Annotated in this window: 21 protein-coding genes, 1 pseudogene and 1 riboswitch; of the genes and pseudogenes, 7 read left to right on the top strand and 15 right to left on the bottom strand. The window is 74.4% G+C overall.

What is annotated here, in order from left to right; genetic code table 11:
• Positions 1 to 11: 11 nt before the first annotated feature.
• The 6 genes from AC0OO9_RS22470 to AC0OO9_RS22445 all read right to left on the bottom strand — a co-directional run bounded on the left by AC0OO9_RS22470 (position 12) and on the right by AC0OO9_RS22445 (position 5,539).
• Positions 12 to 884, bottom strand: a complete 873-nt coding sequence (locus AC0OO9_RS22470) for a PspA/IM30 family protein (RefSeq protein WP_484512139.1) — start codon at positions 882 to 884, stop codon at positions 12 to 14.
• 206 nt (positions 885 to 1,090) lie between these two features.
• Positions 1,091 to 1,525, bottom strand: a complete 435-nt coding sequence (locus AC0OO9_RS22465) for a helix-turn-helix domain-containing protein (protein WP_121396018.1) — start codon at positions 1,523 to 1,525, stop codon at positions 1,091 to 1,093.
• A 144-nt stretch (positions 1,526 to 1,669) separates the two neighbouring features.
• Entirely contained in the window at positions 1,670 to 2,257 is a 588-nt protein-coding gene (locus AC0OO9_RS22460; RefSeq protein ID WP_484512137.1) for a CinA family protein, read from the bottom strand.
• 113 nt (positions 2,258 to 2,370) lie between these two features.
• The gene (gene pgsA, locus AC0OO9_RS22455; protein WP_484512136.1) at positions 2,371 to 2,964 is read right to left on the bottom strand and encodes a CDP-diacylglycerol--glycerol-3-phosphate 3-phosphatidyltransferase; all 594 of its coding nucleotides are present in this window, start codon (positions 2,962 to 2,964) and stop codon (positions 2,371 to 2,373) included.
• A 77-nt stretch (positions 2,965 to 3,041) separates the two neighbouring features.
• Positions 3,042 to 4,541 carry a 30S ribosomal protein S12 methylthiotransferase RimO gene (gene rimO / locus AC0OO9_RS22450; protein ID WP_484512135.1) on the bottom strand — a complete coding sequence of 500 codons (1,500 nt, stop codon included), beginning with the start codon at positions 4,539 to 4,541 and terminating at the stop codon, positions 3,042 to 3,044.
• A gap of 74 nt (positions 4,542 to 4,615) precedes the next feature.
• Positions 4,616 to 5,539, bottom strand: a complete 924-nt coding sequence (locus tag AC0OO9_RS22445; protein ID WP_484512134.1) for an ornithine cyclodeaminase family protein — start codon at positions 5,537 to 5,539, stop codon at positions 4,616 to 4,618.
• A gap of 90 nt (positions 5,540 to 5,629) precedes the next feature.
• Positions 5,630 to 5,695, top strand: a riboswitch (guanidine-III (ykkC-III) riboswitch).
• Between the two features lie 64 nt (positions 5,696 to 5,759).
• On the opposite strand from AC0OO9_RS22445, the gene AC0OO9_RS22440 reads away from it, so the two are divergent.
• Positions 5,760 to 6,074, top strand: a complete 315-nt coding sequence (locus tag AC0OO9_RS22440; RefSeq protein ID WP_121396023.1) for a DMT family transporter — start codon at positions 5,760 to 5,762, stop codon at positions 6,072 to 6,074.
• Between the two features lie 90 nt (positions 6,075 to 6,164).
• A complete protein-coding gene (locus AC0OO9_RS22435; protein WP_357577375.1) occupies positions 6,165 to 6,410 on the top strand; it encodes a hypothetical protein in 246 nt (81 codons plus the stop codon).
• Between the two features lie 123 nt (positions 6,411 to 6,533).
• Here the strand turns inward: AC0OO9_RS22435 and AC0OO9_RS22430 are convergent, their stop codons facing one another.
• Positions 6,534 to 8,984, bottom strand: a complete 2,451-nt coding sequence (locus AC0OO9_RS22430; RefSeq protein ID WP_484512132.1) for an FtsK/SpoIIIE family DNA translocase — start codon at positions 8,982 to 8,984, stop codon at positions 6,534 to 6,536.
• A 114-nt stretch (positions 8,985 to 9,098) separates the two neighbouring features.
• Here AC0OO9_RS22430 and AC0OO9_RS22425 point away from each other — a divergent pair, with 114 nt between their 5' ends.
• Both AC0OO9_RS22425 and AC0OO9_RS22420 read left to right on the top strand, forming a co-directional pair.
• Positions 9,099 to 9,578 (top strand): type III secretion system chaperone family protein, encoded by a 480-nt coding sequence (locus AC0OO9_RS22425; protein WP_484512130.1) that lies wholly within the window; start codon positions 9,099 to 9,101, stop codon positions 9,576 to 9,578.
• Positions 9,575 to 11,224: a type III secretion system chaperone family protein gene (locus tag AC0OO9_RS22420; protein ID WP_484512128.1), complete on the top strand. Its 1,650-nt coding sequence runs from the start codon at positions 9,575 to 9,577 to the stop codon at positions 11,222 to 11,224. The genes AC0OO9_RS22425 and AC0OO9_RS22420 overlap by 4 nt, the downstream gene beginning before the upstream one ends.
• A gap of 55 nt (positions 11,225 to 11,279) precedes the next feature.
• On the opposite strand, the gene AC0OO9_RS22415 is transcribed toward AC0OO9_RS22420, so the two are convergent.
• From AC0OO9_RS22415 to AC0OO9_RS22395, 5 genes are all read right to left on the bottom strand, one after another.
• On the bottom strand, positions 11,280 to 12,968 hold the full coding sequence (locus AC0OO9_RS22415) for a ribonuclease J (protein ID WP_132232860.1): 1,689 nt from the start codon (positions 12,966 to 12,968) through the stop codon (positions 11,280 to 11,282).
• A 52-nt stretch (positions 12,969 to 13,020) separates the two neighbouring features.
• The gene (gene dapA, locus AC0OO9_RS22410) at positions 13,021 to 13,947 is read right to left on the bottom strand and encodes a 4-hydroxy-tetrahydrodipicolinate synthase (protein WP_484512126.1); all 927 of its coding nucleotides are present in this window, start codon (positions 13,945 to 13,947) and stop codon (positions 13,021 to 13,023) included.
• A gap of 53 nt (positions 13,948 to 14,000) precedes the next feature.
• On the bottom strand, positions 14,001 to 14,738 hold the full coding sequence (thyX, locus tag AC0OO9_RS22405) for an FAD-dependent thymidylate synthase (RefSeq protein WP_121396030.1): 738 nt from the start codon (positions 14,736 to 14,738) through the stop codon (positions 14,001 to 14,003).
• Between the two features lie 621 nt (positions 14,739 to 15,359).
• Positions 15,360 to 15,983 (bottom strand): DUF2752 domain-containing protein, encoded by a 624-nt coding sequence (locus AC0OO9_RS22400; protein WP_484512125.1) that lies wholly within the window; start codon positions 15,981 to 15,983, stop codon positions 15,360 to 15,362.
• Positions 15,980 to 17,209, bottom strand: a complete 1,230-nt coding sequence (locus tag AC0OO9_RS22395; protein WP_484512124.1) for a winged helix-turn-helix domain-containing protein — start codon at positions 17,207 to 17,209, stop codon at positions 15,980 to 15,982. Before AC0OO9_RS22395 ends, AC0OO9_RS22400 begins: the two co-directional genes overlap by 4 nt.
• Positions 17,210 to 17,287: 78 nt before the next feature.
• On the opposite strand from AC0OO9_RS22395, the gene AC0OO9_RS22390 reads away from it, so the two are divergent.
• Complete coding sequence (locus AC0OO9_RS22390) at positions 17,288 to 17,839, top strand: GNAT family N-acetyltransferase (RefSeq protein WP_484512122.1); 552 nt, start codon at positions 17,288 to 17,290, stop codon at positions 17,837 to 17,839.
• Here AC0OO9_RS22390 and AC0OO9_RS22385 read toward each other — a convergent pair.
• Positions 17,738 to 19,045: a glycosyltransferase family 87 protein gene (locus AC0OO9_RS22385; protein WP_484512120.1), complete on the bottom strand. Its 1,308-nt coding sequence runs from the start codon at positions 19,043 to 19,045 to the stop codon at positions 17,738 to 17,740. The two genes, AC0OO9_RS22390 and AC0OO9_RS22385, sit on opposite strands and share 102 nt — an antisense overlap.
• A gap of 35 nt (positions 19,046 to 19,080) precedes the next feature.
• On the opposite strand from AC0OO9_RS22385, the pseudogene AC0OO9_RS22380 reads away from it, so the two are divergent.
• A pseudogene (locus tag AC0OO9_RS22380) lies at positions 19,081 to 19,653 on the top strand (GNAT family N-acetyltransferase); the annotation flags it as partial.
• Between the two features lie 263 nt (positions 19,654 to 19,916).
• Positions 19,917 to 20,297, top strand: a complete 381-nt coding sequence (locus tag AC0OO9_RS22375) for a VOC family protein (protein WP_421457819.1) — start codon at positions 19,917 to 19,919, stop codon at positions 20,295 to 20,297.
• 5 nt (positions 20,298 to 20,302) lie between these two features.
• On the opposite strand, the gene AC0OO9_RS22370 is transcribed toward AC0OO9_RS22375, so the two are convergent.
• On the bottom strand, positions 20,303 to 20,797 hold the full coding sequence (locus AC0OO9_RS22370) for a GNAT family N-acetyltransferase (protein WP_484512117.1): 495 nt from the start codon (positions 20,795 to 20,797) through the stop codon (positions 20,303 to 20,305).
• Between the two features lie 47 nt (positions 20,798 to 20,844).
• Complete coding sequence (gene dapB, locus AC0OO9_RS22365; RefSeq protein ID WP_151454661.1) at positions 20,845 to 21,618, bottom strand: 4-hydroxy-tetrahydrodipicolinate reductase; 774 nt, start codon at positions 21,616 to 21,618, stop codon at positions 20,845 to 20,847.
• Between the last annotated feature and the right edge of the window lie 15 nt (positions 21,619 to 21,633).

Below are 21,633 nucleotides of genomic sequence, written 5' to 3'. Positions count from 1 at the left end.
GACCCGGCCGCTCAGCCGGCGGCGGTGGTGTCTCCGGTGCCACGTTCCCGGCCCATGCTGGCCCGGATCTCGCTCAGCCGGGCGGCGGCCGCCGGGTCGGCGGCCGGTGCGGCGGGCTGGGCCTGCTCCACACCCGGTCGTTCCTGCTTGCCGCCGAGCTGTTCGCCGGCCATGCTCGACCGGATCTGCTCCAGCCGGGAGGAGCCGGCCGCGTCCAGGGTCGACTTCTGGATCTCCAGCATGCGGCCCTCGACGGAGTTGCCGGCCAGTTCGGCGCGGCCCATGGCCGTGGCGTACCGCTGCTCGATGCGGTCGCGCACCTCGTCGAGCGAGGGCGTGTTGGCGGGGGCGGTCAGCGACGACATCGACTCCAGCGAGCGGGCCACGCTCTCCTGCATCTTGGCCTGCTCCAGCTGGCTGAGCAGCTTGGTGCGCTCGGCGAGCTTCTGCTGGAGGATCATCGAGTTGTTCTCGACCGCCCGGCGGGCCTGGGCGGCGGCGCCGAGCGCCTGGTCGTGCAGGGTCTTGAGGTCCTCCGTGGCCTGCTCGGCCGAGACCAGCTGGGTGGCCAGGGTCTGGGCGGACTGCTCGTAGCGACCGGCCTCGGTCTCGTCGCCCCGGGCACGGGCCTGGTCGGCGAGGACCAGTGCCTGGCGGGCGTTGGCCTGCAACCGCTCGACCTCGGACATCTGACGGGACAGCTTCATCTCCAGCTGCCGCTGGTTGCCGATCACGGCTGCGGCCTGCTGGACCAGCGCCTGGTGCTGGCGCTGGGCCTCCTCGATGGCCTGCTGGATCTGCACCTTCGGATCGGCGTGCTCGTCGATCCTGGCGCCGAAGAGCGCCATCAGGTACTTCCACCCCTTGACGAACGGGTTCGCCATCTTTGCGTTGTCCCCTCAGTAGCGTCGCTCCGCCTGGACCGCGCCGGGTGCTCCCGGCCGGCTCCGGCGCGGCAGTGGCTCCATCGTCCCAGCCGGACGCCACCGGGGCATCCGTACCGGCGAGCGAAGCGAGCGCCGACGCCGTCCGCGATCAAGGGTACGCGGCGGCGTCGAGGCCGACCACGTGGCGAGAAAGAGGGGGTGGATCAGGCGGCGCAGACCACGTCGCGCTCGCTGCCCCGGACCCGGGAGCTGCGCAGGGTGGCCTTGAGCGGGGAGTCCTGGCGGACCTGCACGGCGACCGTGCCGTCCGAGCTGACCTGGTGCACGCCCCGACCCGTGCTCCTGCGGACGGCGACGGGCGCGGCCGGCTCGTCCTGCACCGGCACCAGCACGCCGGGCATCTGCTCGGCGAGGGCGACGGTGTCGCTGACCTCACGCAGCAGCTCGGACAGGCGCGCACCGAGGGCGTCGCAGATCGCGGCCAGCAGCTCGCTGGAGGGCTCCTTCTGGCCGCGTTCGATCTCGGAGAGGTAGCCGAGGCTGACGTTGGCGGCGGAGGAGACCTCGCGCAGGGTGCGGTGCTGCCCCTGCCGGCGCGCCCGCAGTGCGTCACCGATCACGCGGCGTAGCAGGACCATTCGCACCTCCCCCTGAGGGACACCACTCTTCCAGGCGGCCCGTCCGGTACGTCGAGCCGGACCGGTCGTCGGAGCCTTCCCGCAACCGTACCCGTTGCGGGCCCCCACGACATCCCACCCCGCCCCTCGGATCCTGGAAGGCCGTCAGCGGCGACCCGCGCCGGCCGCGTCGGTCCGCCCGCCGTCGGCCCCGGCCGCCCGGCTGTCGGACGCCGCCGCCCCGGCGGCATCGGTCTGGTGGATCCGCGCGGCGAGCAGCCGCAACGCCTCGACGACAGCGGCCGAGCGGATGTGGTCGCGACCGCCGGCCAGGTCGAGCTGCCGGACCTCGGTGCCGGACGGCCCGGCCACGGCGACGTAGACCAGCCCGACCGGCTTGCCGTCCTGCGGTTCGGGACCGGCCACCCCGGTGGTCGCCAGGCCCCAGTCGGCCCCGCAGCGGCGCCGTCCGCCCTCGGCGAGGGCCACCGCCACGTCCGGGTCCACCGGCCCCCGGTCGGCCAGCAGGTCCTCCGGTACGTCGGCGAGCAGCGACTTGAGCTCGGTGGCGTAGACCACCAGGCCGCCCCGGTAGATCCCGCTCACCCCGGCGATCTCCACGATCGAGGCGGCCAGCAGGCCGCCCGTGAGCGACTCGACGGTGGCCAGGGTCTCGTGCCGTTCCGAGAGGCTGTGCACCACGCCGGCCGCCGGGCTTCCGGCCGGCCGCGTTCCGTCAGCGTCACTGTCCATGTCCCGGATCCTTTCCCCGCCCCGCCGGCCCTACTCATCCTTCCCGACGGGCGCGGCTCCGGGCGGGAGAGGGCGGGGCCGGGCGGGAGAGGACGGCCGATGCGGGCACCGGGTCAGGCGGCGGGGCGGCGCAGCCGGAGGGCCTGCGCGACGTAGTCGAAGCCGGTGACCACCGTGACGCCGACCGCTACGGCCATGATCCAGGGGCCGACGGCGGCGAGCACGGCCGGCATGGGCCACAGGTACCACGTGATGGCCAGGATCTGTAGCGCCGTCTTGATCTTGCCGCCCCGGCTGGCCGCGATCACGCCGTGGCGGATCACCCAGAAGCGCAGCGCGGTGATGCCCAGCTCGCGGACGAGGATCACGGCGGTCACCCACCAGGGCAGCTGGTCGTACCAGGAGAGCAGCAGCAGCGCCGCACCGGTGAGCGCCTTGTCGGCGATCGGGTCGGCGACCTTGCCCACCGAGGTGACCAGGGCGAACCGGCGGGCGATCCAGCCGTCCACGAGGTCGGTCGCCGAGGCGACGGCGAAGATCAGGCAGGCGACCATCCGCCAGCCGGCGTGGTCCATGGCGGAGGCGACCACGGACGCCGCGAAGACCGGCACCAGGACCAGCCGCAGCGCGGTGAGCGCGTTGGCCGCGTTCATCACCGGTACGCCGGCCACCACCGGCGCGGGCGTCGATTCCGTCGCCCCGGTCATCGCCGCGCCCCGCTCCGGCGGCCGTGGCGTACCTGGCACCCCACCACGTGGCTCCCCCGCTCCGTCCGGGCCCGCCGTCACCGTGTTGCGCCGGGCGCCGCCGAGATCATCTCATCCGGGACCGCCACCAGGTCCACTCCCTCGGTGCTGGTCACCGTCGCCCGCACCAGGTCACCCGGGCGCAGCGCGGCCAGGTCCACCCCGCCGTCGGCCGGGGCGACGAGGGTGGTCGAGCCGTCGACCTCGGGGGCCTGGTGGGCCGCCCGCCCCTCGACCACGCCGTCGTCGACCGAGTCGACCAGGACCTCGACCGTGGAGCCCAGGCGCTCCTCGGCGCGCTGCGAGCAGAGCTCGTCGGCGAGCGCGCTGAGCTTGTCGTAGCGACGCTTGACCGTGGCGGCGGAGACCTTGCCGGACAGCCCGGCGGCCTCGGTGCCGTCCTCGTCGCTGTAGTCGAACACCCCGATCGCGTCGAGCCGCGCCTCGGTCAGGAACCGGACCAGCTCCTGGTAGTCGCCGCGGGTCTCGCCCGGGAAGCCGACGATGAAGTTGCTCCGTGCGCCCGCGCCCGGGGCCAGCGCGCGGGCGCTCGCCAGCAGCTCCAGGAACCGCTCGGTGGAGCCGAAACGGCGCATCCGGCGCAGCACCGGCTCGCTGGAGTGCTGGAACGACAGGTCGAAGTAGGGCGCCACGCCGGGCGTGGTGGCGATCGCCTCGACCAGCCCGGGCCGGGTCTCGGCCGGCTGGAGGTAGCTCGCCCGCACCCGGACGATGCCGTCGATCGCGGCGAGCTGGGGCAGCAGCTTCTCCAGCGCCCGGGGGTCGCCCAGGTCCTTGCCGTAGGAGGTGGAGTTCTCGCTGACCAGCACCAGCTCGCGGACGCCGGTCTTGGCCAGCCACTCCGCCTCGGCGAGCAGCTCGTCCGGCGTACGGGAGACGAAGGCGCCGCGGAAGGCGGGGATGGCGCAGAACGCGCAGCGCCGGTCGCAGCCGCTGGCCAGCTTGAGCGAGGCGACCGGGCCGGTGTCGAGCCGGTGGCGCAGCACCTGGCGCAGGTGCGCCGGAGTGTGCTCGTCGGTCTCGGTGACGCCCCGGACCGGGGTGCCGTGGCCGGGCAGCGACACCCCGCTGTCGCGCCGGGAGACGGGGGTGAGGGGCAGCAGCTCACGCCGGTCGCGCGGGGTGTGCGCGCCGATCCGCTCGCCGGCCACCACCGCGTCCAGCCGGGCGGCGATGTCCGGGTAGTCGTCGAAGCTCAGCACCGCCTGCGCCTCGGGGAGGCTGTCGGCCAGCTCGCGGCCGTACCGCTCGGCCATGCAGCCGGCGGCGACCACCTTGGCGCCGGTGTCGGCGGCGGCCAGCAGGGTCTGGATGGAGTCCTGCTTCGCCTTCTCCACGAAGCCGCACGTGTTCACGACCACCACGTCGGCGCCCTCGCCGTCGGTGGTGACCTGCCAGCCGTCGGCGTGCAGCCGGGCGGCCAGCTCCTCCGAGTCGACCTCGTTGCGGGCACAGCCCAGGGTCAGCAGGGCGACACGGCGGCCGTCGGCGGGGGAAGGGGAGGTGGCAGACACCATCCGAGGGTACCGGGCGCGCGACCGGCGGCCGCCAACGGCGGGCCGCCCGCGCGCTCCCGGCGGCCACGGCCCGCTCAGACCGCCGCCGCGCCCACCCCGACCAGCCGGTCGAGCAGGAAGACCTCCGTGCCGGCCAGGCCGGTCGAGCAGAAGACCGAGACCTGGTCCGCGCCGGTCCGGCCGGGGACGGCGCCGGCCAGCACCGCGCCCAGGTCGCGCAACCGCCAGGCGTACGCGGGCAGCGTCGCCAGCATCGGCGGGTCGTACGCGGCCGCCTGCGCCGGCGAGTCGGTGACCAGCAGGTCGGCGGCGTCCAGCAGGTCGGTGCCGAACTCGTGCCGGTCGACCTGCTTGAAGCCGACGGCGTTGACGTGGGTGCCGGGGGCCAGGTCGGCGGCGTCGAGCACGGGGCCGACGGCGGTGGTGGCGAGCACCACGACGTCGCGGTCCCGGACGGCGGCCCGCGCCGAGTCCACCGCCCGCGCCGGCACGCCCAGCTCGGCGCGGACCCGGGCGGCGAACGACTCCCGCCGGGCGACGGAGCGGCTGTGCACGGTGACCTCGCGCAGCGGGCGGACGGCGGCGGTGGCCCAGACCTGGGTCCACGCCTGCCCGCCGGAGCCGATCACGCCCAGGGTGGCGGCGTCCGGCCGGGCCAGGGCGGCCACGGCGACCCCGCCGAGCCCGCCGGTACGCCGGGAGCCCAGCTCCTCCCCGACCGCCACCGCCCGGACCGCCCCGGTGCGCCCGTCGTGCAGCACGACCACCTGCTCGCTCTCCGGGTGCCCGAACGTGTCGTACGAGCGGTAGCCGTACCACTCGCCGGTGAGGTGGCCGGCGGTGAGCACCATCCGTCCCCCGCCCAGCGGCGCGGCGGCCCGGGGCGGGGCCACCAGGCGGCCGGCGTACGCGGCGAGCAGGGCGTCCCGCATCGCGGCGACCGTGGTCGGGGCGTCCAGCGCGGCGGCGACCTCGGGGTCGGAGAAGAGCAGCGGCATACCCCCGATACTGCAAGTTGAAGCGAGGTTCACGTCAACCCGTGGTGGCCCGGCTCACCCCGGAAGCCGCCCGCCCGGTGCTACCGTCGGTCGTGGCGGCCCCAGGTCGCCCCGGACGAGTGGTGGGCGTACCCGGTCAGGCCAAGACGCCCCGCGTGTGTGTACCGAACCCACTCCTCCCGGCCCGCTGGTCCGGGCGCCTACGCAGAGGTGATGTTCCATGGCCTGGATCGTGCTGGTGATCTCCGGACTTCTCGAGACCGCGTGGGCGATCGCCCTCGACCGCAGCGCCGGCTTCACGCGGCTCGTCCCGTCGCTGGTCTTCGTGGTGACCCTGGTGCTCAGCATGGCCGGCCTGGCGTACGCGCTGCGCGAGATCCCGGTCGGCACCGGCTACGTCGTCTGGGTCGGCATCGGGGCGGTCGGCACCGCCCTGGTCGGGATGCTCGCGCTGAACGAGCCGGCCAGCCTGCCCCGGATAGCCTGCCTGCTGCTGGTGGTCGCCGGCGTCGTCGGCCTGAAGGTCTTCCACTGACCGGCGTCCGCAGGGGCGAGGCGTGACGGACGACCACAGTGGGTAGAGCTGTGCCTGGCACCGGAAAGGCTCTCACCCACGGAGGCAGACATGGCCAACATGCACTCGACCGCCCGCCCGCGCACCAACGCCGCCCGCATCTGCACCATCGTGGGCTTCGTGTTCGCGGTCCTCGCGCTCCTGCTCAACCCGCTCATCTTCGGCGTGATCGGGCTGGTCCTGGGCATCGTCGGCGCCGTGCTCGGTGACAAGCCGCTCGGCTGGTACGCCGCCGCCGCCAACGTGGCCGCCATCGTGATCAGCCTGCTGATCATCAACGCGCTCGTCAACAACTGACCCACCGCTCCCCCCAGCGGAGACCGGGCCCGCCGGCGTGCCGGCGGGCCCGTCGCGTGTGTGGACAGCGGGTCCGCCGCGTGTATGGACAGCGGGTCCGCCGCGCGTGTCTGGCCGGCGGGCCTAGTCCTCGCCGCCGCGCAGGCCGACCAGGACCTCCTCCAACTCGTCCGGCTTGACCAGCACGTCCCGGGCCTTGGAACCCTCCGACGGGCCGACCACACCCCGGGTCTCCATGAGGTCCATCAGCCGCCCCGCCTTGGCGAAGCCGACCCGCAGCTTGCGCTGGAGCATCGAGGTCGAGCCGAACTGCGAGGTGACCACCAGCTCGACCGCCTGCACCAGCAGGTCGAGATCGTCGCCGATCTCCTCGTCGATCTTCTTCTTGCCGGCGTCCGGCGCGACGAGCACGTCCGGACGGAACTCCGGCTCGCGCTGGTCCTTGCAGAACTTCACCACGTCGGCGATCTCGCGCTCGGTCACCCAGGCGCCCTGGATCCGGATCGGCTTCGAGGCGCCCATCGGCAGGAACAGGCCGTCGCCGCGGCCCAGCAGCTTCTCCGCGCCCGGCTGGTCGAGGATGACCCGCGAGTCCGCCAGCGAGGAGGTGGCGAACGCCAGGCGGGACGGCACGTTGGCCTTGATCAGGCCGGTGACCACGTCGACCGACGGGCGTTGGGTGGCCAGCACCAGGTGGATGCCGGCCGCGCGGGCGAGCTGGGTGATCCGGACGACCGAGTCCTCCACGTCGCGCGGGGCGACCATCATCAGGTCGGCCAGCTCGTCCACGATCACCAGCAGATACGGGTACGGGCGCATCTCCCGCTCGCTGCCCGGCGGCGCCTTGATCTCGCCGTTGCGCACCTTGCGGTTGAAGTCGTCGATGTGCCGGACCCCGTTGGCGGCGAGGTCGTCGTAGCGCATGTCCATCTCGCGGACCACCCACTCCAGCGAGTCGGCCGCCTTCTTCGCGTTGGTCACGATCGGGGTGACCAGGTGCGGGATGCCCTCGTAGCCCGTCATCTCGACCCGCTTCGGGTCGATCAGCAGCAGCCGCACCTCGTCCGGCGTGGCCCGGGTGAGGATGGACACCAGCAGCGAGTTCAGGCAGGACGACTTGCCCGCGCCCGTCGCGCCGGCGATCAGGATGTGCGGCATCTTGGCGAGGTTGGCCACCACGTAGCCGCCCTCGATGTCCTTGCCCAGCGCCACCACCATCGGGTGGTGGTCGCTGGTGGCGGCTCGCGACCGCAGCACGTCGCCGAGCGCCACGTTCTCCGGGTCGGTGTTCGGGATCTCCACCCCGACCGCGCTCTTGCCCGGGATCGGGCTGAGGATCCGCACGTCCGGCGACTTCACCGCGTACGCGATGTTGCGGGAGAGCTGGGTGATCCGCTCGACCTTGACGCCCGGGCCCAGCTCCACCTCGTAGCGGGTGACGGTGGGCCCGCGGGTGAACCCGGTGACGGCCGCGTCCACGCCGAACTGCTCGAAGACGCCGGTGAGCGCGACGATCACCTCGTCGTTGGCCTTGCTCCGGGACTTCGGGGCCGCGCCGCTGCCGAGGATGTTCGCCGGCGGCAGCGTGTAGTCGCCCGCCAGCCCGGTCAGCGCGAGCTGCTCGGCCCGCGTCGGGGCGGGCGAGTGCTCCGGCGGCTCCGCCGGCTTGCGGGTGGCCGGAACCCGGCCCGGGGGCTTGCGGGGCAGCACCAGGGTCTCCTGGAGGTCCACCCCGTCGAGGTCGTCGTCGAACTCCGCCGGGTCGGGCGGCGGCGGGGCCGCCCGCTTCGCCGCGCGCTTACGGGGCGCCGGCCGGGCGGGTGCCTCGTCCGCCTCCTCCTCCACCATCGGCGGGGCGATCCGGGTGCCGAACAGCAGGCCGAGCCGCTCCGGGACCTTGTTGATCGGGGTCGCGGTGACCACCAGCAGGCCGAAGACCAGCAGCAGGATCAGCAGCGGCACGGCCACCCAGGCGGTGACCGCCCGCTCCATCAGGCTGCCGACGCCGGCGCCGACCAGGCCGCCGGCGAAGTCGCGCTGGCCCGCGTCGGCCGGGTCCTGTCCGATGTGCAGCATCGCGGCGGTGGCGACCAGCATGGACGTCCACCCGACCAGCCCCCGGCCGCGGTGCTCGGGATCGACGGGCTCGCGCATCAGCCGCCACGCGCCGATCATCAGCAGCACCGGCACCACGACCGAGATCGCCCCGAGGAAGAGCCGGAAGGTGTCGGCCAGCCGCGCGCCCACCGGGCCGGCGCCGGAGAACCAGAGGGCCACCGCGCTGAGCAGGGCGAGGCCGAAGACCAGCAGGCCCGCGCCGTCGCGGCGCTGCTCCGGGTCGAGCCCCCGGGCCGAGCCGGCCTGCCGGAACGCCCAGCCGAGGCCGTGCGCCATCCCCATCCACAGTGCGCGGACCGCCTGCCCGACGATCAGCCCCGGGCCGGACCGGGCCGCCGGCCGCCGCCGGGCCGCCGCGCGGGCGGTCTTCTTCGCCGGCTGACGGGCACGACTGTTCGTGGTGCCACGCGGCGACGCGCCGCGTCGCCGGCTCGCCTGAGAGGTACGGCCCGCCATAGCATCAACCTAATGGCGTGACCCGGCAGATCGCCGCCTTTCCGGGTCGTGTCCGCGTGTCGCAGCGCGGGCCCCGCCGCGTCACGTGATATCTGCCTCAGAAGGGTTGCCCCCATGTCGTCGCCGGGAACCGAGGACGGTCGGGACGGCCACCTGGCCGGGCACCCGGGGGCGCTGGAACCGCTGACCGGCGAGCTGATCGCCGCCGTGCTGCACAGTCGGGGATACCGGGTCCAGGCCGACGCCGACGGCGACCTGGTCGGCCGCTGGGACGACAGCCTGATCTGGTTCCTGCGCCCCGGCGCCAGCGGGGAGCTGCTCCAGGTCCGCACCCTGACCGCGCCGGCGTTCCCCATCGAGTACGTGCCGGCGCTGCACGCCTTCTGCAACGCGTGGAACCACGACCGGCTCTGGCCGAAGGCGTTCGTGCACGTCGAGGACGACGGGCGGGCCCGGATCTGCGGCGAGGTCATCACCGACCTGGAACGCGGCGTCACCGCGCACCAGCTCGACCAGCTGCTCGACTGCGGCATCGCCACCGGCTGCCAGCTCGCCACCGAGGTGGCCCGGCTGCCCGGCGGGGTGGTGGCGTGACGGGCCGCGGCGGGGACCTGGCCGGTCGCGGCCTCGACCCGTTCGGGCTGCCCGGCTGGTGGAGCGGGCTGCGGCGCGGGGGCCGGGGACCCGACCCCGCGCTGGCCGGAGCGCTCGCCGACGCCCGCGACACCCCCGACGGCGAGGCCCGCAGCACCGAGCTGGAACGCATCGCCGCGCACGCCGACGCCACGGGCGACGACCGGACGGCGCTGGCGGCCCGGTTCGCGCTCATCGAGGCGTACCTCCTGCACGGGCAGCGGTGGCGGCTGGTCGAGCCGGTGCGCCGCTGCCTCGCCATGGTGGAGCGCCGCCCCGACCTGCTGGCGGCAGACCAGGCCGAGCCGCTGCGGCGCTACCGGCGGTACGCGGTCGAGGCCCTGCTCGGCTCGCCCCGGGTCGGGCTGGACCAGGCCCGGGTCATGCTGGACGACCTCGCCGCGCGCGCCGCCGACGACCCGGCGGTGGTCGCCGAGCTGCGCTGCCGCATCGCCGACCACCTCGGCGACGAGCCCACCGCCCGGCGGTGGTACGACCGCTGGTCGACGGCCGATCCGGGGCCGGTCGGCGGCTGCCCGGACTGCGCGGCGGCCCGACGGGCGGAACTGCTCGCCGGCTGGGGCGACCACCCGGCCGCGCTGGCCGCCCTGCCGGACTCCCCGCACGGCGGCGTCGACTGCACGGAGCAGCCGGAGCGGACGCTGGTCGCCGGGCTGCTGTCGTGGCTGCGGACCGGCCAGCCGGAGCGGGCGGCCGAGGCGCACGTGCGGGCGTACCGGCGGCACCGGCGGGAACGGGCCGCCTTCCCGCTGCTCGCCACGCACCTGCGGTGGTGCGCGCTGGCCGGGCACCCCGCCCGGGGCGTCGACGTCCTCGCCGAGCAGCTGCCCCGGCTGGACCGGCCGCACGACGACCTGTCCGCGATGGAGTTCGCCGCCGCCGGTGCGCTGGTCTGCGCCCTCGCCGTGGAGGCGGGGCTCGGCGGGCGGACGGTGCACCGCCCGGCGTACGGGGTGCGGCCGGCCGCCGAGCTCGACGTGGCCACGCTGGGCGCCACCCTGCTCGGGGTGGCCACCGCGCTGGCGGGCAGCTTCGACGCCCGCAACGGCACCGGCCACCAGTCCGGCCGGATCGCGTCCTGGCTGGCCGAACGGCCGGCCGCCGCACCGGTGCCCCTGCCGCCCGACGACGACGCGGACGACGACGCCGACGACCCGCCCGACGACGTCCTGCCGGACGGGGAGCCACGCCCGCTGAGCCTGGCGATGATCACCGCCGAGCTGGACCGGCGCGGGGACCGGTACGCGGTGGACGACAGTGGCGCCGTCACGGGCCGGTGGGGCGAAGCGCTGATCCAGTTCCGGCGCGGCGGCGAGCGGGGCGAGATCCTCCAGGCCCGATCCGTGGCGAACCGCCGGCTGCCAGCCGACCGGCTCGCGGAGGCGTACGCCTTCTGCAACGCCTGGAACCACGACCGCCTGCTGCCGAAGGCGTACGTGCACGAGCGGGAGGGCGAGCTGCTGCTGGCCGGCCACGTCGCCACCGACCTGGCGCACGGGGTGGCGCCGGCCCAGCTCACGGTCCTGCTCGACGCGGCCGTGGACACCAGCGTCGCGTACGCCGAGGCGGTCGCCGCCCTGCCCTGAGCCGGCGACGCCCGCCGGCACACGGGGTGCGGGCGGGCGTCGCGGCGGTGCGGGGTCAGACCTCGACGACGGTGGGGACGATCATGGGCCGACGGCGGTACGCGTCGTTCACCCACCGTCCCACGGTGCGCCGGACGATCTGCTGGAGCTGGTGCGGATCGGTGATGCCGTCGGAGGCCGCCCGGTTCAGGGCCTCGGTGACCAGCGGGATCACCGGGCTGAACGCCTCCGGGTCCTCGGAGAAGCCCTTCGCCGACAGGGTCGGGCCGCCCACCACCTTGCCGGTCACCGAGTCGACCACCACGGTGGTGGCGATGAACCCGCCGTCGCCGAGGATCCGGCGCTCGGTGAGCAGCGACTCGCTGACGTCGCCGACGGCGAGGCCGTCGACGTAGACGTAGCGGCTCTTCACGTGCCCGACCAGGCTGGCCCGGCCCTCGACGAGGTCGACGACGTCGCCGTCCTCGCAGAGCACCACCCGGTCGGGGGCGACGCCGGACTCGATGCCGAGGCGGGCGTGGGCGCGCAGGTGCCGCCACTCGCCGTGCACCGGCATCAGGTTGCTGGGACGGACCACGTTGAGCAGGTAGAGCAGCTCGCCGGCGGGGGCGTGGCCGGAGACGTGCACCTTGGCCACGTCCTTGTGCACCACCACGGCGCCGGCCCGGGCCAGCCGGTTGATCACCCGGTAGACCGAGGTCTCGTTGCCCGGCACCAGCGAGGAGGCGAGCACCACGGTGTCGCCGGGGGCGATGGTGATGTGCCGGTGGTCGCCGCTGGCCATCCGGCCCAGGGCGCTCATCGGCTCGCCCTGCGAACCGGTGGACATCAGCACGATCTGCTCGGGCGGCATGTTCGTCGCCTCTTCCAGCCCGACGACCAGCCCGGACGGGATGTTGAGCAGCCCCAGGTCTCGGGCGATGCCCATGTTGCGGACCATGGACCGGCCGATGAGGGCGACCTTGCGGCCGTGCTCGGCGGCGGAGTCGAACACCTGCTGCACCCGGTGCACGTGCGAGGCGAAGGACGCGACGATGATCCGCCCCTTGGCCTTCGCGAAGATCGAGTCGAGCACCGGCCCGATCTCCCGCTCGGGGGTGACGAAGCCGGGGATCTCCGCGTTGGTGGAGTCCGAGAGCAGCAGGTCCACGCCCTCGGCGCCGAGCCGGGCGAACCCGGCCAGGTCGGTGATCCGGCCGTCCAGCGGGAGCTGGTCCATCTTGAAGTCGCCGGTGTGCAGCACCAGGCCGGCCGGCGTGCGGATGGCGACCGCGAGCGCGTCGGGGATCGAGTGGTTGACCGCGAAGAACTCGCACTCGAACGGGCCGAGCCGCTCCCGGCCGCCTTCCCGAACGGTCAGCGTGTAGGGCTGGATCCGCCGCTCGGCGAGCTTCGCCTCGACCAGGGCGAGGGTGAACTGGGAGCCGACCAGCGGGATGTCGGGCTTGTGCGCGAGCAGGTAGGGCACCGCACCGATGTGGTCCTCGTGGCCGTGGGTCAGCACGATCGCCTGGACGTCGTCGAGCCGGTCCAGGATCGGACCGAAGTCGGGCAGGATCAGGTCGACCCCGGGCTGCTCCACGTCGGGGAAGAGCACCCCGCAGTCGACCACCAGCAGCTTGCCGTCGTACTCGAAGACGGTCATGTTGCGACCGATGGCGCCGAGCCCGCCGAGCGGGATGATCCGCAGCCCACCCTCCGGCAGCGGCGGGGGCAGTTCCGTCTCGAAGTGCGCCTCGGTCACGCGTCCACCTCATTCTGCGACGCCGTCACTCGGCGTCCGTCGTGTCGTTCGGTCATTCGGGCAGTTCCAGGCCCGCCGCCGCGCTGTCCGCGCGGAGCTGGGCGATCTCGTCGTCGGTCGCCTCGACCAGCGGCAGACGCACCGGCCCGGCGGGCTTCCCGGCGGCCGCCAGGCCCGCCTTCACCAGGATCACGCCCTGGGTACGGAAGATGCCGGTGAACAGCGGCAGCAGCCGCCGGTGCAGGCTCAGCGCGGTGGCGGTGTCCCCCGCGTCGTACGCCTCGATCATCTGCTTGGTGAGCGCGCCGGTGAAGTGGGTCGAGGTGCCGACCACGCCCACGCCACCCACGGCCAGCGCGGGCAGGGTGAGCGAGTCCTCGCCGCTGTAGAAGGCGAGGTTCGTCCGGCTGGTGACCCAGCTCGTGGCGGTCAGGTCGCCCTTGGCGTCCTTCACCGCGACGATCCGGGCGTGTTCGGCCAGGCGCGCCATCGTCTCGGTGTCGATCGGCACGCCCGCCCGGTGCGGGATGTCGTAGAGCATCACCGGCAGCCCGGTGGCGTCCGCCACGGCGGTGAAGTGCCGCAGCAGGCCGCTCTGCGGCGGCTTGTTGTAGTAGGGCGTCACCACGAGCAGGCCGTGCGCGCCCGCCTTCTCGGCGGCCGTGGACAGCTCGATGGTGTGCCGGGTGTCGTTGGTGCCGACCCCGGCCACGACCTTGGCGCGGTCGCCGACGGCCTCCACCACGGCCCGGATCAGCTGTTCCTTCTCGGCCTCGGTGGTGGTCGGCGACTCGCCGGTGGTGCCGTTGACCACCAGCGCGTCGTTGCCCTGCTCGTCGACCAGGTAGCTGGCGAGCCGCGCGGCGCCGTCGAGGTCGAGCGAGCCGTCGGCGGTGAACGGGGTCACCATGGCCGTGAGGACTCGCCCGAAGGGGCGGGACACCGCCCGGGCGGGCGTGTCAGGGTGGTCGTGCGTCATGCCACCAACCTAGCGGACGACCACCGGCGCCCCGCCGGGGAAGCCCTCAGGACTCACTCGGCGTGCGGGCTCGCCGCGACCTCGGTGCCGTCGGGCAGGGCCGAGATGACGAAGTCGGCGAAGACGTTCGGGGCGACGCCCTGGAGCTGTCGCAGGCACTCCACCGCCAGCTCGCGGATCTCCACGTCGGCGTGCTCCGTCGCGCGCATGGCGATGAAGTGCCGCCAGGCCCGGTAGTTGCCGGTGACCACGATGCGCGTCTCGGTGGCGTTGGGCAGCACGGCGCGGGCCGCCTGCCGGGCCTGCTTGCGCCGCAGCGTGGCGTTCTCCACGTCGGCGAAGCGCCGCTCCAGCCCCTCCAGCAGCTCGTTGTACGCGCGCACGCTCGCCTCGGCCGCCTCCACGAACTTCTTGTGCAGCTCCGGGTCGTCGGCGATCACCGAGGGCTCGACCATGGCGGCGTCGCGCTCCGGCACGTACCGCTGGGAGAGCTGGGAGTACGAGAAGTGCCGGTGCCGGATCAGCTCGTGGGTGAACGAGCGGGAGACCCCGCTGAAGTAGAAGCTGACCGAGCCGTGCTCCAGCACGCTCAGGTGGCCGACCTCCAGGATGTGCGCGAGGTAGCCGGCGTTGGTGGCGGTGGCCGGGTTCGGCTTCTTCCAGCTCTGGTAGCAGGCCCGGCCGGCGAACTCCGCGAGCGCCTGACCGCCCTCGGCGTCGGTCGACCACGGCACGTCGTCGGGGGCCTCGAAGTGCGTCCATGCGACGAGCTTGACCTGGGGCTGCACCATCTCCGGCATTCCTGGGACTGTAGTGGCCCGGCGGTCGCGGGGAAAAGCCGGGCTCGCCGGCCGAACGGGCGTTGAGCTGCGGATTGTGGATGGGTACGGGGTCCACCCGGGTCGACGGGTGTCCAATATCTCGGCGCTCGGCACGCCCCCGCCGCGGTGCAGAGCGGCCCCGCGCTGCGCCGGGCCGGGCCAGGCGACGCCGGGGCCGGGCCGGGCGCGGACAGGCTGCGCTGGACCAGACCGGGCGGGGCGCGGCGCGGCCGGGCCGTGCGCGGACGGGCCGGGCGCGGTCTGTCTGGAGGAGCTACTCGCCGCGCTGTCGAGCTGCCCCACGGATGAGGGCACTGCTCCGTTCGAGCGGTCCCTCCGGTGAGCCCCCCGGTGGTCCCATGGGCGGGGCAGCTCGACAGCGACAACAAGCCATCCCACACAGCCGCCGGCCCCACCCACGCACCACACGCGGTCCCGTGGACGGGGCAGCTCGACAGCAGCCGGCCAGCCACCCCGCAGGCCCGCGACCCGGGCGGCACGCTGACGGCCACCACAACGCCGCGGTCCCACCGACGCGCCACGCGCGGCCCGGAACGGGCGGGGTCAGACCCGGCCCGGGGACGGGTGGGGTCAGACGTAGAGGGAGGTGAAGGGTGCCCAGGGCAGGTTACGCAGGATCGTGAAGGCCAGCCATGCGGCCAGGAAGACGCCGATCACCCGCGAGCTGATCCGCAGCTCGGGCAGGCGCCAGCCGAACGCCTGCTTCCCGGCCCAGGCGACGAAGAGGTAGGCCAGGAAGGGCAGCGCGAAGACGAACAGGAAGTGGTGCCGGGCGGCGGCCGGCAGGTCGGCGTGCAGCACGTACCAGAGCGCACGGGTGCCGCCGCAGCCCGGGCAGTCCAGCCCCGTGGTGAGCTTGAGCAGGCAGCTCGGCGCGGCGTCGGGCGCCGAGCGGGTGGGGTCGCTGATCAGCGCGTAGCCGATGCCGGCGGCGACGCAGCCGAGCGCGGCCAGCGGCACCGCCCAGCGCGGGGAGCGCTCGTAGAGGCGGACGACGAAGCGGGTGAGCCGGTCCGGCTCGGCGACGGGGTAGGCCGCCGCCCCCGGATAGGGCGGCCCCGGGTGGGGCGGCGCCTGGTCCGTGGGCCGCCCGTCGGCCGGTGCGGCCGGGCCCGCCTGGGGCGGGGCGTCGAGCCCACCCGTCTGCGGATGCGACGGGGAGGCCGGTCCGTCAACACTCGTCACGTCGCTCACCGTACACCGGCCACGCCCGCCAGCGCCGCGGCCAGCGGGACGGCCAGGTCGCCGGCGGCGGGCGGGGCCACCGCGTCCAGGCCCAGCCAACCGGCGAGGCGGTGCAACTCGGCGGCCAGCGCCAGCGCGGTCTCGCCCCGGTCGACGCCCGGCTCGCCCCAGGCGGCCGGCACCAGCAGCACGCGGGCCTTCCGGTCGGCCTTCAGGTCGACCCGGGCGGTGAACCGCTCCCCCTGCAGGAACGGCAGCACGTAGTAGCCGTGCACCCGCTGCGGCGCCGGCACGTAGATCTCGATGCGGTAGCTGAAGTCGAAGAGCCGCTCGGCGCGGGCCCGCTCCCAGACCACCGGGTCGAACGGGCTGACCAGGGTGTTGCCACGCACCCAGCGGGGCAGCCGCGCCCCGGCGTGCAGCCAGGCGGGCCGCTGCCAGCCCTGCACGGCGACCGGCAGCAGCTCGCCCGCCTCGACCAGTTCGGCGATGGCCTGCCGGGCGCCCGCCACCGGCAGCCGGAAGTAGTCGCGCAACTCCGGCTCTGCGGCCACCCCGAGCGACCGCGCGGCGATGCCCACCAGCGCGCGGTGGGCATCCGCGTCGGTCGGCGTCGGCGCGTCGAGCACGGCGGCCGGCAGCACCCGCTCAGGCAGGTCGTAGCGGCGGGCGAACGACGTGGTGCGCTCGGCGGCCGTCACCTCCCCCGCCCAGAACAGGAACTCCAGTGCCCGCTTCACCGCCGACCAGTTCCACCCCCAGTTGCCGGTCTCCCGGGGCGCGTCGTGCTCGATCTCGGCGGCCGTGAGCGGCCCCCGGGCGGCCACCTCGTCGCGGACCCAGGCGACCAGGTCGGGCTGCTCCTGGGCGATCCGCCGCATCCCGCCCCAGGACTCCGAGCGGGCCCGGGCCATCCGCCAGCGCAGCGCCGGATGCAGCCCGACGGGCACCAGCGACGCCTCGTGGCCCCAGTATTCGAACAGCTCCCGAGGGCGGCGGTAGGCGGCGTCGTCGAGCATGCCGGTCGGGTAGGGCCCGAGGCGGCTGTAGAGCGGCAGGTAGTGCGCCCGTTGCAGCACGTTCACCGAGTCCATCTGGATCAGCCCGACCCGGTCGAGCACCCGACGCAGGTGCCGGCGGGTGGGCACGCCCGTGGGCGCGGGGTCGGCGAAGCCCTGGGCGGCGAGCGCCACCCGACGTGCCTGGGCGAGCGAGAGCGATTCCGGTGCGGCCATCGTCGGGCACCCTAATCCACCGGTACGACACCGGTGCGGACGCTGGACCCGTCACCCGCCGGGGCATAGAACGGACGCATGCTCACGATCCGCCGCGAGGAGCCCGACGACGCCGAGGCGGTCGCCCGGGTGCACATCCACGGCTGGCAGGCCGGCTACGCCGGGATCATGCCCGAGGAGGTGCTGCGGCGGCTCAACGTCACGGCCTGGGCGCAGCGCCGCCGGGACCTCGGCACCGCCGACCCGGAACACCCGTTCACCACCCTGCTCGCCGAGGTCGACGGGACGCTGGCCGGGTTCACCACGTTCGGCCCGTACCGCAACAACCAGGACCGTGGCGACCTCGACGCCGCGCACGGCGAGGTGGTGGCGATGTACGTCGAGCCGGACCGCTGGGGTGACGGCACGGCGCGGGCGCTGCTGGCCGCGGCGCGGGACGGGCTGGTCGCCCGGGGCTGGTCGGACTACCGGCTCTGGGTCCTGGAGGCCAACCACCGGGCCCGCCGGTTCTACGAGCGGGCCGGGCTGTCACCGGACGGTGAGCGGTCGACCTATCCGGTGCCGCTGGCCGGCGGGCGCCCGCCGGTCGGGCTGGTCGAGCTGCGGTACGCCGGACTCCTCGACGGCTGATCCGGCGGGCCTCTCCCGGGGCCGGTCGACCGGGTCGGTGTCGCCCACCCGCCGGACCGGCAGGAACGCCAGCAGCGCCAGGCTGATCCAGACGTAGGTGTTGCTGCCGAGGAAGCCGTCGAGCCCGGTGAAGTCCTTCTCCCAGGCCCAGACGATCCGGCTGATCAGGAAGCCGTACCCGACGATCGCGGCGCCCAGCAGGACGCGGCGCCGGCGGCTGCCGGCGGGCGCGGCCATCCCGTTGTCCACCAGCAGGATCAGCGCGGGCAGCAGCCAGACCAGGTGGTGCACCCAGGTGACCGGGCTGACCAGGCACATCACCGCGCCCGTCAGCGCCAGGCCGGTCGCCTCGTCGCCGGCGGCCGCGGCGGCGCGGGAGCGCCAGGCCCACAGCGCCAGCGTGGCCAGCACCAGCGCCAGCCAGGCCAGGGTGCTCGGGTGTTCCGGGTTGAGCCGGGCGACCACGCCGCGCAGCGACTGGTTGGAGACGAACGCCAGCTCACCCACCCGGCCGGTGTTCCACAGCGCCTCCGTCCAGAACTCCCGCGAGGCGTCGGGAAAGAGCGCGGCGGCCAGCAGGGTCACACCGGCCGCGGTGGCCATCGAGGTGACCGCGGCCCGCCAGCGGCGGGTGACCAGCAGGTAGACGATGAAGATGCCCGGGGTCAGCTTGATCGCGGTGGCCAGCCCGATGCCCACGCCCGCCCACCGGTTGCCGGCCGGCAGCAGCCGGAGCAGGTCGATCGCGACCAGGAAGAGCAGCAGCATGTTGACCTGGCCGAAGTTGACCGTCTCGCGCATCGGCTCGTACGCGGCGGCCAGGCAGAGCGCCACGGCGAGGGCGAACCAGCGGGTCCAGCCCGACCGGCGGGAGACCGGGTCGATCAGCCACCAGAAAAGCACGGCGGTGACCACCACGCTGGCGGCCACGCTCACCGCGATCGCCGCCCACCACGGCAGGTACGCCATCGGCAGCATGACCAGGGCGGCGAAGGGCGGGTACGTGAAGCCGTACTGGGTGCCGGGCTTGAGGAAGTCGTAGATCTCCCCGCCGTCGTGCACCCACCAGGTCAGCGCGCCGTAGTAGACCTTGAGGTCGAAGAAGCCGTGCCGGACGGCCGCGACGGACAGGAAGGCGGTCACCGCGACGGCGAGCGCGACGACGCCGACGACCTGCTGGATCGTCCGTGGGGGACCCTGCGCCACCATCGCCTCCCTCGCCCTGCGTAGGCTTCGGTCCCATGGCTCTCGGGTACGTCCGCCCGGCGCGTCCGGAAGACGCCGGCGAGATCGCACGCATCCAACTCGCGACCTGGCGGGTCGCCTATCGCCGGATCCTGCCCCGGCACGTGCTCGACAACCTGGACGAGGCGTGGCTCGCCAGGCGGTGGAGCGCGGCCGTGCAGGAGCCGCCCTCCGGCGCCCATCGGGTGCTGGTCGCCGTCGAACAGGCCGAGCAATCCTATCTGGTGGGGTTCGCCGCCTCCGGTCCGGCCGACGCCGAGGCGCTCGCCCCGGGTGAGCCGCCGGAGGTCCTCGGGCCGGACGTCGCCGCGGTGACGGACCTGCTGGTGGAGCCGCGCTGGGGCCGGCGGGGGCACGGCAGCCGGTTGCTCGCCGCGACCGTCGACCTGTGGCGTGCCGACGGCTTCACCCGCGCGCTGGCCTGGGCCTTCGACGGCGACGCGGCGACCCGCAAGTTCCTCACCAGCACCGGCTGGGAGCCCGACGGCGCGGCCCGCGCACTGGACGTGGAGGACATGCTCGTCCCGCAGGTGCGGCTGCACGTGGCGGTGCCGGGGGAGGCGGATCCGGCGGACGCGACGCCCACCGAGGCGACGCTCCCGGACCTGACGCCGGGTGCCTCGTCACCGGCACCGGCGCCGCCCGGGGACTGACCGGGCCGCGCGGTCCCCGGACCCGGACCGCACCGGGCCGGGCGTCCCCGGACTCGGCCCGCACCGATTCGCGCTCCCCGACCCGCCGGTGCCGGCGATCCGCCGGACACTGTCGGGGGTGTCGCCTACCGTGACCCCATGGTCGCGGTGGCGGCATCCACTAGAGGGAGGCATCGGGCATGTTCGCGGACACGATGGCGTGGAGCAGTTTCTCGGTGGACGACCCCGACCGGGCCGAACGGTTCTACGCCGACACCCTCGGCCTGCGGGTGTCGCGTGACGACGCCATGGGCGGCCTGCTGACGTTGCACCTCGCCGGGGGCCGGGACGTGATGGTCTACCCGAAGGCGGACCACACCCCCGCGGCCCACACGGTGCTCAACTTCCCCGTCGACGACGTCGACCGGGCCGTCGACGAGCTGACCGCGCGCGGGGTGCGGTTCGCGCGCTACCCCGGGATGCCCCAGGACGACAAGGGCGTCATGCGCGGCAACGGGCCGACGATCGCGTGGTTCACCGACCCGGCCGGCAACATCATGTCGGTGATCGAGGAAGGCTGACCCGGTCAGGCGCGCGGCGGGCCCTGGGTGGGCGCGACGAGTTCGACGACCAGTTCGTCGTCCTCCATCGCCCCGGTGGGCACGAAGCCGAGGCTCGTGTAGAGGCGGGCGGCCTGGGCGTTGTCGGGGTGGTAGGAGAGCCGGACGGGGTGACCGCCGTCCTGGCCGCCCAGCCATGCGGCCAGGGTGCGCACGGCCGCCCGACCGACGCCCCGGTCCTGCTCGGCCGCGTCGATCACCATGCCGCCGATCCAGCGGGACCCGTCGTCGTCGACGCCCCACATGACGTGCCCGGCGACGGTCTCGTCCGCGTAGACCGCCAGTGAGGTCCACACGTCGGAGCGCATGGTCAGCAGCAGGTAGCGGGCGGCCAGCGCCGCCACCCACCCGCGCTGGTCGTCGCGCGGGGCGACGTCGGCCACCGCCCGCCAGTTGTCGTCGTCCACCGGGCGCAGGGTCACCCGGCGCCCGGCCCGGTCGGAGAGTCCAGAGTCGATCACCCCGGCAGCCTAGGGGCCGCCGGGCGCCGCCGCGACCGCTTTGCCCGTCAGTCGAGCAGGGCGTCCAGGCCGACGGTCAGCCCGGGCCGGGTGCGGACCGCGCGGACGGCCAGCAGCACGCCGGGCATGAACGAGACCCGGTCGTACGAGTCGTGCCGGATGGTCAACGTCTCCCCCACGGTGCCGAAGAGCACCTCCTGGTGGGCGACGAGGCCGGTGGCGCGCACGGCGTGCACGCGTACCCCGTCGATGTCGGCGCCCCGGGCGCCCGCGACCTCGTCCTTGGTGGCGTCCGGCACCGGGCCGAGGCCGGCCTCGGCGCGGGCGGCCGCGACCAGCCGCGCGGTGTGCGTGGCGGTGCCGCTGGGGGCGTCCAGCTTGCGGGGATGGTGCTGCTCGACGATCTCGACCGACTCGAAGTGCCGGGCGGCGCGGGCGGCGAACTGCATCATCAGCACCGCGCCGATGCCGAAGTTGGGGGCGATCACCACACCCACCCCGGGCTTGTGGGCCAGCCAGCCGCGCACCCGCTCCAGCCGCTGCTCGGTGAAGCCGGTGGTGCCGACCACCGCGTTGATGCCCTGGTCGATGCACCAGTGCAGGTGGTCCATGACGACGTCGGGGGTGGTGAAGTCGACGACCACCTCGGCCCCGGCGTCGGACGCGGCGAAGAGGCCGTCGCCCTCGTCGACCATGGCCACCAACTCCATGTCGGCGGCGGCGTCCACGGCCCGGCACACCTCGACGCCCATCCGGCCCCTGGCGCCCAGCACGCCGACCCGGATCAGCTCGTCCGGGCTCTTCTCCTGCTCGTCAGTCACGGGGCACAACCTATC

This window comes from Micromonospora sp. USAFONa4 (assembly GCF_057197825.1).
Note: the sequence above shows the minus strand (reverse complement) of the source record. Positions and strands in the feature narration are given on the sequence as shown.

Bases quoted from the DNA above. Each gene is read 5' to 3' on its own strand.
- rimO (WP_484512135.1), bottom strand. From the start codon at position 4,541: ATGGTGTCTGCCACCTCCCCTTCCCCCGCCGACGGCCGCCGTGTCGCC.
- AC0OO9_RS22435 (WP_357577375.1), top strand. From the start codon at position 6,165: ATGGCCAACATGCACTCGACCGCCCGCCCGCGCACCAACGCCGCCCGC.
- dapA (WP_484512126.1), bottom strand. From the start codon at position 13,947: ATGACGCACGACCACCCTGACACGCCCGCCCGGGCGGTGTCCCGCCCC.
- AC0OO9_RS22390 (WP_484512122.1), top strand. From the start codon at position 17,288: ATGCTCACGATCCGCCGCGAGGAGCCCGACGACGCCGAGGCGGTCGCC.
- thyX (WP_121396030.1), bottom strand. From the start codon at position 14,738: ATGGTGCAGCCCCAGGTCAAGCTCGTCGCATGGACGCACTTCGAGGCC.
- AC0OO9_RS22425 (WP_484512130.1), top strand. From the start codon at position 9,099: ATGTCGTCGCCGGGAACCGAGGACGGTCGGGACGGCCACCTGGCCGGG.
- pgsA (WP_484512136.1), bottom strand. From the start codon at position 2,964: ATGACCGGGGCGACGGAATCGACGCCCGCGCCGGTGGTGGCCGGCGTA.
- AC0OO9_RS22460 (WP_484512137.1), bottom strand. From the start codon at position 2,257: ATGGACAGTGACGCTGACGGAACGCGGCCGGCCGGAAGCCCGGCGGCC.
- AC0OO9_RS22375 (WP_421457819.1), top strand. From the start codon at position 19,917: ATGTTCGCGGACACGATGGCGTGGAGCAGTTTCTCGGTGGACGACCCC.
- AC0OO9_RS22470 (WP_484512139.1), bottom strand. From the start codon at position 884: ATGGCGAACCCGTTCGTCAAGGGGTGGAAGTACCTGATGGCGCTCTTC.
- AC0OO9_RS22465 (WP_121396018.1), bottom strand. From the start codon at position 1,525: ATGGTCCTGCTACGCCGCGTGATCGGTGACGCACTGCGGGCGCGCCGG.
- AC0OO9_RS22430 (WP_484512132.1), bottom strand. From the start codon at position 8,984: ATGGCGGGCCGTACCTCTCAGGCGAGCCGGCGACGCGGCGCGTCGCCG.
- AC0OO9_RS22395 (WP_484512124.1), bottom strand. From the start codon at position 17,209: ATGGCCGCACCGGAATCGCTCTCGCTCGCCCAGGCACGTCGGGTGGCG.
- AC0OO9_RS22440 (WP_121396023.1), top strand. From the start codon at position 5,760: ATGGCCTGGATCGTGCTGGTGATCTCCGGACTTCTCGAGACCGCGTGG.
- AC0OO9_RS22445 (WP_484512134.1), bottom strand. From the start codon at position 5,539: ATGCCGCTGCTCTTCTCCGACCCCGAGGTCGCCGCCGCGCTGGACGCC.